At 73.0% G+C, this 12,581-nt stretch carries 10 protein-coding genes; 5 read left to right on the forward strand and 5 right to left on the reverse strand.

Going from position 1 to position 12,581, the window contains the following annotated elements:
• Positions 1-177: 177 nt before the first annotated feature.
• From ACIHAA_RS30200 to ACIHAA_RS30220, 5 genes are read right to left on the reverse strand one after another with little or no spacing between them, the layout of a single operon-like run.
• A complete protein-coding gene (locus tag ACIHAA_RS30200; RefSeq protein ID WP_399822731.1) occupies positions 178-1,488 on the reverse strand; it encodes a DUF58 domain-containing protein in 1,311 nt (436 codons plus the stop codon).
• Positions 1,488-2,477, reverse strand: coding sequence for an AAA family ATPase (locus ACIHAA_RS30205; RefSeq protein ID WP_399822733.1), 990 nt, complete (start codon positions 2,475-2,477; stop codon positions 1,488-1,490). The genes ACIHAA_RS30200 and ACIHAA_RS30205 overlap by 1 nt, the downstream gene beginning before the upstream one ends.
• Positions 2,477-3,667: a DUF4350 domain-containing protein gene (locus tag ACIHAA_RS30210; RefSeq protein ID WP_399822735.1), complete on the reverse strand. Its 1,191-nt coding sequence runs from the start codon at positions 3,665-3,667 to the stop codon at positions 2,477-2,479. Before ACIHAA_RS30210 ends, ACIHAA_RS30205 begins: the two co-directional genes overlap by 1 nt.
• Positions 3,664-4,380 carry a DUF4129 domain-containing protein gene (locus tag ACIHAA_RS30215; protein WP_399822737.1) on the reverse strand — a complete coding sequence of 239 codons (717 nt, stop codon included), beginning with the start codon at positions 4,378-4,380 and terminating at the stop codon, positions 3,664-3,666. Before ACIHAA_RS30215 ends, ACIHAA_RS30210 begins: the two co-directional genes overlap by 4 nt.
• A gap of 4 nt (positions 4,381-4,384) precedes the next feature.
• Positions 4,385-5,692, reverse strand: coding sequence for a hypothetical protein (locus tag ACIHAA_RS30220; RefSeq protein ID WP_399822739.1), 1,308 nt, complete (start codon positions 5,690-5,692; stop codon positions 4,385-4,387).
• A gap of 141 nt (positions 5,693-5,833) precedes the next feature.
• Between ACIHAA_RS30220 and mtnA the strand changes: the two genes are divergently transcribed.
• From mtnA to ACIHAA_RS30245, 5 genes are all read left to right on the forward strand, one after another.
• Positions 5,834-6,979: an S-methyl-5-thioribose-1-phosphate isomerase gene (gene mtnA, locus ACIHAA_RS30225; RefSeq protein ID WP_399822741.1), complete on the forward strand. Its 1,146-nt coding sequence runs from the start codon at positions 5,834-5,836 to the stop codon at positions 6,977-6,979.
• An 8-nt stretch (positions 6,980-6,987) separates the two neighbouring features.
• The gene (gene mtrA, locus ACIHAA_RS30230; RefSeq protein ID WP_311692199.1) at positions 6,988-7,677 is read left to right on the forward strand and encodes a two-component system response regulator MtrA; all 690 of its coding nucleotides are present in this window, start codon (positions 6,988-6,990) and stop codon (positions 7,675-7,677) included.
• Position 7,678: 1 nt separating this feature from the next.
• Entirely contained in the window at positions 7,679-9,694 is a 2,016-nt protein-coding gene (mtrB, locus tag ACIHAA_RS30235) for an MtrAB system histidine kinase MtrB (RefSeq protein WP_399822743.1), read from the forward strand.
• Positions 9,695-9,715: 21 nt separating this feature from the next.
• Entirely contained in the window at positions 9,716-11,554 is a 1,839-nt protein-coding gene (locus ACIHAA_RS30240) for an LpqB family beta-propeller domain-containing protein (protein WP_399822745.1), read from the forward strand.
• A 123-nt stretch (positions 11,555-11,677) separates the two neighbouring features.
• On the forward strand, positions 11,678-12,535 hold the full coding sequence (locus tag ACIHAA_RS30245; RefSeq protein WP_399822746.1) for a ComF family protein: 858 nt from the start codon (positions 11,678-11,680) through the stop codon (positions 12,533-12,535).
• The last annotated feature ends 46 nt before the right edge of the window (positions 12,536-12,581 follow it).

Below are 12,581 nucleotides of genomic sequence, written 5' to 3' on the forward strand. Positions count from 1 at the left end.
GGAAGCTAAGCCTTACAGCGCCGATGGTACTGCAGGGGGGACCCTGTGGGAGAGTAGGACGCCGCCGAACTAATTGTGTGGGAAACCCCCGTGCCTGAGGGCACGGGGGTTTTCTGCGTTCAGGGGGCCTCCCTCAGACGGAGAGGCCCCTTTTTCTTTTTGGGCTCCGTCTGTCACTCAGAGACGGCCCGCTGCTTTCAGCGCCAGATAGGCGTCGGCCAGAGCCGGCGCCAGATCGTCCGGGGTGGCATCGAGGACCGTGACCCCGTGACGGCGCAGCTGCTCCGCGGTGCGAGTGCGCTCCGTCTGAGCCCGCGCCGCAGCCGCGGCCTCGTACACCGCGTCGATGTCGCCACGGGCCGTCGCCATGCGTGCGACCTGCGGATCGGCCACCGAGGCGACCAGGACCGTGTGGCGCCCGGTGAGGCGGGAGAGGACAGGAAGGAGTTCCTCCTCCACGGGAGCCGCGTCGAGGGTGGTCAGCAGGACGATCAGAGAACGGCGCGGCGCCGAACGGAGCGCGGTGGCCGTCAGCCCGCGCGCATCCGTCTCGATGAGTTCGGGTTCCAGTGTCGCCATGGCGTTGACCAGCGACGGCAGGACCTCGCGGACGGCGCGGCCCTGGACCAGGGCGCGTACCCGGCGGTCGTAGGCGAGCAGGTCCACCCGGTCTCCGGCCTTGGTGGCCAGGGCCGCCAGCAGAAGCGCCGCGTCCATGGAGGCGTCCAGGCGGGGTACGTCGCCGACGCGCCCGGCGGACGTCCGGCCCGTGTCGAGGACCAGGAGGACATGCCGGTCGCGCTCGGGCCGCCAGGTGCGTACGGCGACCGTTGTCCGACGGGCCGTCGCGCGCCAGTCGATGGAACGGGTGTCGTCGCCCGGGACGTAGTCGCGCAGGCTGTCGAACTCCGTGCCCTCGCCGCGGATCAGCACACTGGTCCGGCCGTCCAGTTCGCGGAGGCGGGCCAGCTTGGAGGGAAGGTGCTTGCGGCTGGCAAAAGGAGGCAGCGCCCGCACCGCCCAGGGGACCTTGTGGGTGCCCTGGCGGGAGAAGAGACCGAGGGGGCCGTAGGAGCGGATGGTGACCCGGTCGGCGTGGCGGTCCCCGCGGCGGGTCGGCGTGAGACGGGTCGTGACCCGGCGGCGTTCGCCCGGAGGGACCGTCAGGCGGTGCCGTGAAGCGGCCGGTTCGGTGCCCCGTTCCCAGCTGCTGGGCGGCCAGGCGTCGCGCAGCTGGGCGCGCAGGGTCCGGCGGGAGGGGTTGGTGACGGTGAGCGCCACCTCGGCCGTCTCGCCCAGGCGTACGGAGGTGTCGCCGGACCGGGACAGGCTGAGACGGCGCACGGGCGCGGCCAGCGCCATGTCACAGGCGCAGGCCAGCGCGAGTGAGCCGTTGACGGCGAGCACACCGGTCCAGTCGGGTGCCCAGATGCCGACCGGCAGGGTGCCGAGTGTCGCGAGCAGTGCGGCTCGTCCGGTGAACGCCATCAGCGGGGTACGGGGACGTGGGCGAGGATCGAGTTGATGACCGAATCCGCCGTCACGCCCTCCATCTCCGCCTCCGGGCGCAGCTGGACCCGGTGACGGAGCGTCGGGAGGGCCAGGGCCTTCACATCGTCGGGGGTGACATAGTCACGGCCTGTCAGCCAGGCCCAGGCGCGGGACGTGGCCAGCAGGGCCGTCGCGCCACGCGGCGACACCCCGAGGGTGAGTGACGGCGATTCACGGGTGGCGCGGCAGATGTCCACCACATAGGCGGTGATGTCCGGGGACACCGCCGTCTTGGCGACGGCCGCGCGCGCCGCCTCCAGGTCGTCGGCGTTCGCCACCGGGCGCACGCCGGCGGCGCGCAGGTCGCGCGGGTTGAAGCCGTCAGCATGGCGGGCGAGGACGTCGATCTCGTCCTGACGGGACGGCAGCGGGATCGTCAGCTTGAGCAGGAAGCGGTCCAGTTGGGCTTCCGGGAGGGGATAGGTGCCCTCGTACTCGACCGGGTTCTGGGTCGCCGCCACGAGGAACGGCTCGGGCAGCGGGCGGGGCGTGCCGTCGACGGTGACCTGCCGTTCCTCCATGGCTTCGAGGAGGGACGACTGCGTCTTCGGCGGGGTGCGGTTGATCTCGTCCGCGAGCAGCAGATGGGTGAAGACCGGCCCGGGCTGGAAGGAGAACTCGGCGGTCCGCGCGTCGTAGACGAGGGAGCCGGTGATGTCGCTCGGCATGAGGTCCGGGGTGAACTGGACGCGCTTGGTGTCGAGTTCGAGGGCCGCGGAGAGCGCGCGGACGAGCAGGGTCTTGGCGACCCCGGGGACTCCTTCGAGGAGGACGTGTCCGCGGCACAGAAGGGCGACGACGAGGCCGGTGACTGCGGGGTCCTGGCCGACCACGGCTTTGGCGATCTCGGCGCGCAGGGCCTCCAGGGAGGCCCGGACGGTGTCCGGATCCCCGGTGTTCCCGGCGTTGTCAGTGGTCGGGTCCATCATGGACGGCGTACCTCACTTTCGAGGGCGTCGAGTTGGTCGGCGAGTGCGATCAGTGCTGCGTCGTCGCCGGGCGGCGGGCCGAAGAGGAGGGGGCGCAGGGTCCGGTCGTCGCTGTGGAGGCGGGCGGACAGAGCGGGGAGCAGGGTCTCGGGCGTGTGCGCCTGGGCGACGGGGATGCCTACGAGGGGGGCGAGGCGGGTGCGGGTGGTGGAGCGCAGAGCGGCGGCCGCGCGGTCTCGGGCGCGCGCCCTGCGGTAGAGGCGGGCGCGGCCTTCGACGGTTTCGGAGGCGCGGATCGCGACGGGGAGTTGTTCGGGCACGAGGGGGCCCAGTCGGCGTGCCCGCCAGAGGGCGGCGACGGCTGCGGCGATGAAGAGTTGCAGGGTGCCCCAGAGCCAGCCCCGGGGGAGCAGGTCGAAGAAGCTGCGGCTGCCCGCGTCGGTGGCCGAGGTGTCGGAGAGCGAGGGGAGGTACCAGACCAGATGGGTGCGGGAGCCGAGCAGTTGGAGGGCGAGGGAGGCGTTGCCCTCCTTGCCGAGGTGTTTGTTGTAGAGGATGTCGGGCGCGCCGAGCACGACGGTGTCGCCGTGTGCGGATGCGGCCGGGAGGCGGACCAGGGTGGGCAGTCCGTCGCCGGGGTAGCAGCGGTCGGCGTGGGCGGCCGTTGTGCGGTAGCGGATGCCGCCCGTGTCGGCGGTGCCCGCGCTCCGGGCGGCGGGCAGTGTGCAGCCGGGTTCGAGCAGCGATTCGACGCTGGGTACGGGGTCCGCGGAGACCCCGGGGGCGAGGCGCGCGAGGGAGGTGTCGGGGGCGATCAGAACCGTCCGGCCGCCGGAGTGCTGCGCCGCCTGTTCCAGGCGGTCCTGCTGGCGGTGGGTCAGAAGGTCCGGGGCGGCGATCAGCAGGGTGGTGTCGGGGGCGGCGGCGGTGCGGGCCTCGTCGAGGGTGGTGACGACCCGGGTGGAGACGCCCTGTTCGGCGAGGAGCGCGGCGACGGCGCGGCTGCCGTAGGGGTCCGCCGAGCGCGGGTCGAGGCGGCCGTGGTGGGCGTCGGAGCGGACGACGGCGATCACCACGGCACCGGTCAGGAGGAGTACGGCGGCCAGCAGGACGCCCCGCGACCTGGTCCACAGTCCGCGGGCGGTGGGAGAGTCGGACGTGGCGGGGAGGGTGGCTTCGGACGTCATCCGGCGGCTCCCCTACGGGTGTTGGAGACGGCGGCGGGGCTGCTGCCGGTGAGCCGGGGCCTGGTGCGCGCGAGGTCGTCGTCGAGAGCGGCGAGCCGGCGGTACGTTCCTTCGTCGGCTGACCGGCCGCCGTATGCGACGTCGTCGAAGTCCCGGGCGGCGGCGCGGAGGCGGTCCGCGTGGCCGGGCAGGGCGTGGCCCGCCTCGATGGCGGCCTCGTCGGCGGTGCGGCCGGGGTGTACGTCGAGCAGGGCGCGTTCCTCCAGGGCACGGACGACGGCGCGCATGCGTTCCTGGACGGCTTGGCTCCAGTGGCTCTGGGCGGCGTGTGCCTCGGCGGCCGCGCGGTGTTCGGCGGCGCTTCTGGGGTGGTCCTCGAAGAGCGCGGCGGACGAGGGGGGTGTGCGGCGCGGGGTGCCCAGACGCCACCAGAGCGCGCCGAGGAGCGCCGCGGCCGCCAGCACGATCACGAGCAGGCCCACCAGGCCGCCCGGTGTCGCGGACGAGGCGGAGTCCAGCAGGCCGCCGACCCAGTCCCAGAAGGCGTTCAGGGCGCGCCGCACCAGGCCGGGGTCGTTCTCGTGGTACATCCGCTTGGCCAGCTCACGGCGGGCCGCCTCCCGCGCGGGATCGCGCGGGACGGTGACCGGTGGCGTGCCGTCCGCACGCCACAGCACCGGCGCGGCCCGGTGCGCTCCCCCCGTCGGCCCCACCCTGTCAGCTCCCGGGGGTGGTGCCGTGGTCCTGGACGCCTGCGGCGCGGGCCAGGTCGAGGTCGAGGGCCTCGCGGCGGATGCGCTGGTCGATGTAGAGGAGGACGGTCACCCCGGCGCTGATCGGGAAGGTGAGGGTGCGTCCGATCACCGAGCCGACACCGGTGATGATCAGGTAGGTCCAGCCTGGGCCGCCGCCGGTCGCGGTGACGAGGCTGTTGAAGCCGTCGCCGCTGAGGACCGAGGCGACGATGGCGAAGGGGACCACGACGAGCGAACCCACGATGCCCGCGATGAACTGCGCGAGGATCTGGATTCCGGTGACCCGCCACCAGGCGCCGCGCACCAGTTTGGCGGAGCGGCTCATGGAGGTGCGGATGCTCTGCTTCTCCAGCATCAGCGCGGGCGACGCCAGCGAGTAGCGCATGGTGATCCAGATGGCGACCACCATGGCGCCGAGGCCGCCCAGGACGGCCAGGGCGACGCCCGGGCCGACGGCACCGCCGACGGCGACGAGGATGCCGGGCAGGGTGCCTACGGCGGCGATCGCGACGGCGATCAGCGGAAGCAGCAGCGTCAGACCGGACAGCTTCAGCAGCTGGGGGCGGGCGTCGCGCCAGGCCTCCGCGACGGTCACCGAGCGGCCGAGCACCGCCCGGCTGGTGACCGTGGTGAGCAGGGCGGTCGCGAGGATGGTGCCGATCAGGGTCACCAGGCCGACGCCGCCGGAGCCGAGGAAGAGCGCGCCCATGGCGCGGCCCACCTCGTGGGCGGAGGCGTTGGGGTCGCTAAGGGTGTCGGCGCCGACGCGGTCGTCGAGGACGAGCTTCTGGAACAGGATGGTGACGATCTCCGTGAGGACGGAGACGCCCAGCGAGATGCCGAGGACCGCGCGCCAGTGGGTGCGCATGGTGGAGACCGCGCCGTCGAGGATCTCGCCGACGCCGAGCGGGCGCAGCGGGATCACTCCGGGCTTGGCGGCGGGCGGCGGACCCCAGGAGCCGCCCCAGCCGCCGGGACCGTGGCCGGGTGCGCCCCAGCCTCCGGCGCCGTGGCCGCCGGGACCGTGGGCCGGGCCGCCGCCCCAGCCCGGGCCGGGCGGAGGCGGCGGCGCCTGAGCGGGGACCTGGGGGTGCGGCGCGCTCCACTGCCCGGACGGGGGCTGCTCCTTGGACCACTGCGTCGGCGGCTGTGGCTGGTCGCCGGGGCTCTGGGCCGGAGGCTGCTCCGGGGGCTGCGCGCCGGCGGCGGACGGCTGCTCTCCGTCGGAGGGGGCGGATCCGGGCGATGCCCAGCCCGGAGTGTCGTTCATCGTCGCTCCTTCACGGTGCCCGCTCCGCGGACGCGCGGGCGAGTTGGGGGACATCGTGCCACGCTGCCTCCGGCGAAGGACCAGGGGTGGTCTGGGCTGTACACCTTCAATTGTCGGCGGGATACGGGGCAGACTGACGGCATGGCTGATCAGGACGCGCGACCGGGCGAGGACAAGCAGTCGACCGAGATACCCGTGATCCGCTGGGACGAGCCGCCGGAGGGGCCCGTGCTGGTGCTGCTCGATCAGAGGAGACTGCCGGCCGAGGAGGTCGAGCTGGTGTGCACGGACGCGTCCGCGCTGGTGGACGCGATCCGCACGCTGGCCGTGCGCGGGGCTCCGCTGCTCGGGATCGCCGGTGCGTACGGTGTGGCGCTCGCCGCCGCGCGCGGCTTCGACGTGGACGAGGCGGCCGTGGCGCTGTCCGCGGCCCGGCCGACCGCGGTGAACCTCGCCGTGGGTGTGCGCCGGGCGCAGAACGCGCATCGGGCCGTGCTCGCCGGTGGCGGGGACCTGCCGGGGGCCGCCAGGGCGGCGCTGGCGGCGGCGCGTGCGCTGCACCGGGAGGACGCCGAGGCCGGGGCGCGGATGGCGCGGCACGGTCTGGCGCTGCTGGACGAGCTGTCGCCGGGCGGCGGCCACCGGCTGCTCACCCACTGCAACTCGGGGGCGCTGGTCTCCGGGGGTGAGGGCACGGCGTTCGCGGTGGCGCTGGCGGCGCACCGGGCGGGGCGGCTGCGCAGGCTGTGGGTGGACGAGACGCGCCCGTTGCTGCAAGGTGCTCGTCTGACGGCGTACGAGGCGGCCCGCAACGGGATGGCGTACACCTTGCTCACGGACAGCGCGGCCGGTTCGCTGTTCGCGGCGGGCGAGGTGGACGCGGTGCTGGTCGGAGCGGATCGGATCGCGGCCGATGGTTCGGTGGCGAACAAGGTGGGGAGCTATCCGCTCGCGGTGCTGGCCAGGTATCACCATGTGCCGTTCATCGTGGTGGCGCCGGTGACGACGGTGGATCCGGACACGCCCGACGGGGCAGCCATCGAGGTGGAGCAGCGGCCCGGGCACGAGGTGACGGAGATCACCGCGCCCCGGGTGCCGGTGGCGGGAGCGGAAGCGGGAGGCGGGATACCGGTGGCACCTCTGGGGACCCAGGCGTACAACCCGGCTTTCGACGTCACGCCGCCCGAGTTGGTGACGGCGATCGTCACCGAGGAGGGTGTCGTGTCTCCTGTGACGGCCGGTGCACTCGCTGCGCTGTGTGACAGGTCACGCCAGGTAACAATTTAGTTAATGGGATGATGTGGTCCATGAAGGGACGAGTCCTTGTCGTCGACGACGACACCGCACTGGCCGAGATGCTCGGCATCGTGCTGCGTGGTGAAGGTTTTGAGCCGTCTTTCGTAGCCGATGGCGACAAGGCGTTGGCGGCTTTCCGTGAGGCCAAGCCCGACCTGGTGCTGCTCGACCTGATGCTGCCCGGTCGGGACGGCATCGAGGTGTGCCGTCTGATCAGGGCGGAGTCCGGAGTTCCGATCGTCATGCTCACGGCCAAGAGTGACACCGTGGACGTGGTGGTCGGCCTGGAGTCCGGCGCGGACGACTACATCGTCAAGCCGTTCAAGCCGAAGGAGCTGGTGGCCCGGATCCGGGCGCGGCTGCGCAGGTCCGAGGAGCCGGCGCCGGAGCAGCTCGCCATCGGCGACCTCGTCATCGACGTGGCCGGTCACTCGGTGAAGCGGGACGGGCAGTCGATCGCGCTGACCCCGCTGGAGTTCGACCTGCTGGTGGCGCTGGCGCGCAAGCCGTGGCAGGTGTTCACCCGCGAGGTCCTGCTGGAGCAGGTCTGGGGCTACCGCCATGCGGCGGACACCCGTCTCGTGAATGTGCATGTCCAGCGGCTTCGCTCCAAGGTCGAGAAGGACCCGGAGCGGCCGGAGATCGTGGTGACCGTTCGTGGCGTCGGTTACAAGGCCGGACCGAGCTGACGTGCCGCACGACAGTGCCGCTTCGGCCCCCGGCAGGCCGGGGGACCGCCCGGAGCGGCCTGTCGGACGGCGCACGGCGGGTTCCGGATGGGAACGGTTCTTCGAGGGCGGGCTGCTTCAGGGCGGAGTCCAGGGCAGCCCGGTCCTCCGGCTCGTCATGCGCTGGGTGCGCCGTCCGCTGCTGCCCGTGATGCGGCTGTGGCGGCGCAACATCCAGCTCAAGATCGTCGTCACGACGCTGCTGATGTCGCTGGGTGTCGTGCTGCTGCTGGGCTTCGTCGTCATCGGGCAGGTGCGCAACGGCCTGCTCGACGCCAAGGTGAAGGCGTCCCAGAGCCAGGCGGTCGGCGGCTTCACGGTGGCCGGTCAGAAGGCGGACAGCGCGGCCAGCGCGAGCGGCGGCGACGACGCCTCGGGCACGGGCGCCAACCCGGTGCAGAACGTGAGCGGCTGGATGAGCGACCTCGTGGAGTCGCTGTCCAGCGGCGGCCAGGGCGCCTTCGACGTGGTCACGCTCAGCACCACCGCCGTGGACAGCGGCGACAACCGCGGGCTCGGACCGCGCGCGTCGGGTGACGTGGACCCCAGCCAGAGCGTGCCGGAGGATCTGCGCAGGCGCGTCGGAGCGGGCATGGGCGTGGCCCAGACCTACACCCGCATCGTCTACACCGACTCCGACCGCGATCCGCAGCCCGCGCTCATCATCGGCAAGCAGATCAACGACCCGAACGGGCATGCGTACCAGCTGTACTACCTGTTCCCGCTCACCCAGGAGGAGAAGTCCCTCAGCCTGGTGAAGGGGACGCTGGCGACCGCCGGGCTGTTCGTCGTGGTGCTGCTCGGAGCCATCGCCTGGCTGGTGGTGCGCCAGGTCGTCACCCCCGTACGGATGGCGGCGGGCATCGCCGAACGGCTCTCCGCCGGGCAGCTCCAGGAACGTATGAAGGTCACCGGCGAGGACGACATCGCCCGCCTGGGCGAGGCCTTCAACAAGATGGCGCAGAACCTCCAGCTGAAGATCCAGCAGCTGGAGGACCTGTCGAGGATGCAGCGGCGGTTCGTGTCGGACGTGTCGCACGAACTGCGCACACCGTTGACGACCGTGCGGATGGCGGCCGACGTCATCCATGAGGCGCGGGTCGATTTCGACCCGGTGACCGCGCGGTCGGCGGAACTGCTCGCGGACCAGCTGGACCGGTTCGAGTCGCTGCTCGCGGATCTGCTGGAGATCAGCCGGTTCGACGCGGGCGCGGCGGCCCTGGAGGCCGAGCCGATCGACCTGCGCGTGGTGGTACGGCGGGTGGTGAGCGGGGCCGAACCGCTCGCGGAGCGCAAGGGCACACAGATACGTGTCGTCGGCGACCAGCAGCCCGTGGTCGCGGAGGCCGACGCCCGGCGGGTGGAGCGGGTGCTGCGCAACCTCGTCGTCAACGCCGTCGAACACGGCGAGGGCAAGGACGTCGTCGTCAAGCTCGCCGCGGCAGGCGGCGCGGTCGCGATCGCGGTGCGGGACTACGGCGTCGGGCTGAAGCCGGGCGAGGCGACCCGGGTGTTCAGCAGGTTCTGGCGGGCGGATCCGGCGCGGGCGCGCACCACGGGCGGTACGGGCCTGGGGCTGTCGATCGCCCTGGAGGACGCCCGGCTGCACGGAGGCTGGTTGCAGGCGTGGGGTGAGCCGGGTGGCGGTTCGCAGTTCCGGCTGACGCTGCCGCGGACCGCGGACGAGCCGCTGCGGGGCTCCCCGATACCCCTGGAGCCCCTGGACTCCCGGCGCAACCGGGGGCTGAACGACGCCGGGCTGCCGCAGGGCGGCTCGGGCAAGCTCGCCACGGTGCCCGCGCAGGCCACGGGCGAGCGGACCGGGATCACGCCGCGGCCTGCCGCGGTGGCGCCCACGGCCGATCCGACGGCTCTGCCGGGCAGCGGCGCGCGGGTGGTGGCACGGCCCACCGGGACCGCGCGGGCCCTGGACGACAGCACACAGGACCCGTCGCCGGGCGGCGGGCTGCACGAGTGAGTGAGCAAGGGGAGGCAGTTCGTGGGCGCTGAGGGGGGCAGGCGGCGGCGCGCGGCGCGCACGGGTGTGTTCGCCGGCTGCGGGGCGGTCCTGCTGGCCGGGTGTGCCTCGATGCCGGACAGCGGGGATCTGCGCGGCGTGGAGTCGACGCCGCGGCAGGACGCCCAGGTCCGCGTGTTCGCCATGCCGCCGCGGGAGAACGCGGGGCCTGCGGAGATCGTGCAGGGCTTCCTGGAGGCGCTGACCAGCGACGACCCCGGCTATGAGACGGCCCGCGAGTATCTGACCGCGGGCGCGTCGCGCGGCTGGCACCCGGACCGGTCCACCACCGTGCTGTCCGACGGGCCGAACACCGTGCCCGAGCACAGCAGCAGGATCCGCGAGGCGGACGAGGACTACACCTACGCGCTGACCGGCAGCAGATTCGCCGTCGTGGACGCCCAGCACGCGTACACGCCGCAGTCGGGGACGTACAGCAGTACGGTGCATCTCACGTTGGACAAGAAGACCAACCAGTGGCGTATCGACTCGCTCCCGCCGGGCGTGGTCATGGGCAGGTCCGACTTCCAGCGCAACTATGTGTCGGTCAACAAGTACTACTACGCCTCGAACGTACCCGCGGCGGAGGGCGGCCGACTGAGCACGGTCGCCGACCCGGTGTATGTGCGCAGCAAGGTGGACGCCGTCACCTCGATGGTCCGTACGCTGCTGACGGGCCCCACGCGCTGGCTGGACCCGGCCGCGACATCGAGCTTCCCGCCGGGGACCGCGCTCCGCAAGGACGTCACCTCGCTGTCGCCCGACGACCAGAACAAACTGACGGTGCCGCTCAACGGCAAGGCCGACCGGGTCGGGCGCACGCAGTGCTCGCGGATGGCGGCGCAACTCCTGTTCACCCTCCAGGATCTGACGCCGACCGGCGTGAGCGAGGTCGAGCTGGAGGGTTCCGACGGCCGGAAGCTGTGCGAACTGGACGAGAACCGGGCCGAGATCATCGCCTCGCACGGTACGGCCAAGCGTCCCGAGTACGAGTACTTCATCGACGGCAGGCAGCGGCTGGTACGGCTGCCGAGCGGCAGCAGCTCCCATGAGTTCGAACCGGTGCCGGGGGGCCTGGGCGACGGGGAGCGGGCGCTGCGCGCGGCCGCCGTCTCGCGCGACGAGGACAAGGCGGCCGGGGTGTCGGCCGACGGCCGGTATCTGTACACCGGGTCGCTGGAGCCGGGCGCCCCGCCGCTGGGGAGCGCGGTGCTGGCCAGCCAGGGTCTGTCGGAGGACGACCGGCTGACCACGCCGAGCTGGGACGGCGGGGGCGACCTGTGGGTGGCCGACCGCGATCCGCGCAACTCCCGGCTGGTGGTGCTGGAGAAGGGTTCCGGACAGCCGGTCGTGGTGAGCACACCCGGTCTCGACGGGCGTGTCGAGGCGGTGCGGGTGGCGGCCGACGGTGTGCGGATCGCGCTGATCGTGGAGAAGGACGGCAAGACGTCGCTCCAGATCGGGCGGGTCGAACGGGAGCACGGCGGCGACGGGCGCTCCGCGGTGTCGCTCCTCAAACTGCACTCCGTCACCCCGCAGTTGGAGGAGGTCACGGCCATGTCCTGGGCCGGGGACAGCCGGCTGGTGGTGGTCGGGCGCGAGTCCGGCGGGGTGCAGCAGATGCGCTACGTCCAGGTCGACGGCTCCGAACCGGCGGGCAACGCGCCGCCCTCGCTGACCGGTGTGAAGCAGATCGCGGCGTCGGAGGACGAACGGCTGCCGCTGGTGGCGTACTCCGAGGACGGGATCGTACGGCTGTCGGCCGGGGCGCAGTGGCAGAAGGTCGTCAAGGCGGGGACGGCTCCGGTCTATCCGGGGTGAGCCCCGGGCCGCGTGGGTCCGAGGGGGCCGCTCGCCCGGCCCTTGCACATCCGTCCCCGGCGGTCCGCCGTGGGTTTTCCACAGGCCTGGCAGGCCGCTCTCCGGCTTGGCACAGTGGTGGCCATGCGCGGGTGGTGGCAGGACCTGACCGACCTGGTGCTGCCGACCGAGTGCGGGGGCTGCGGGAGAGTGCGCGCGGTGCTCTGTCCGCGGTGCCGGGCGGCCCTGCACGGGAGGGCACCCCGGCGGGTGCGACCGGTGCCCGAGCCGGTGGGGCTGCCCGCGGTGCATGCGGCGGCCCCCTACGAGGGTGCCGTGCGGGCCGCGCTCCTGGCCCACAAGGAGCGCGGCGCCCTGGCGCTCGCACGGCCGCTCGGCACGGCACTGGCCGGGGCCGTACGGGCGGGACTGGGCGAGCCCCGGGGCCCGGACGGAGGCGGACGGCCTCCGGTGCTGCTCGTGCCCGTGCCGTCCTCGCGCGGGGCCGTGCGGGCCAGGGGGCACGATCCCGCCCGCCGTATCGCGCTGGCAGCCGCGGGGGAGCTGCGCCGGACGGGGACGGCGGCCCGGGTCGCGGCCGTGCTGCGGCAGCGGCGGGCGGTGGCCGACCAGTCGGGGCTGGGCTCCCGGCAGCGGCTCGCCAACCTCGCCGGGGCCCTGGAGGTGGGTGAAGGGGGTCTCCGGCTGCTGGCCGCCGGGCCGGTGGTGCTGGTCGACGATCTGATGACGACGGGGGCGTCCCTGGCGGAGGCGGCGCGGGCGGTGCGGGCGGCGCTCGGGCACCCTCGAATGAGGGACAGGGAGGTGTATGGGCGCGAGGCAGGGGAAGCAAGGGGGGAACGAAGACCACAGGAGGCGACGGCAGTGACATCGCGGAAGCGGTCGTCCTCGGGAACGGCCGCCGTAGACGGCGCCGCGGACACGGTCCGCGCGGCGGTCATCGCCGCCTCGCCGGATTCTTTCGAATTCAACCGGAACTGACTGAGGACGTGCGTCGTTGCAGGTAATAGGCAGGTCAATTCACCGG

Origin of the sequence: Streptomyces sp. NPDC052040 (assembly GCF_044548405.1) — a bacterium.
Classification (GTDB): domain Bacteria; phylum Actinomycetota; class Actinomycetes; order Streptomycetales; family Streptomycetaceae; genus Streptomyces.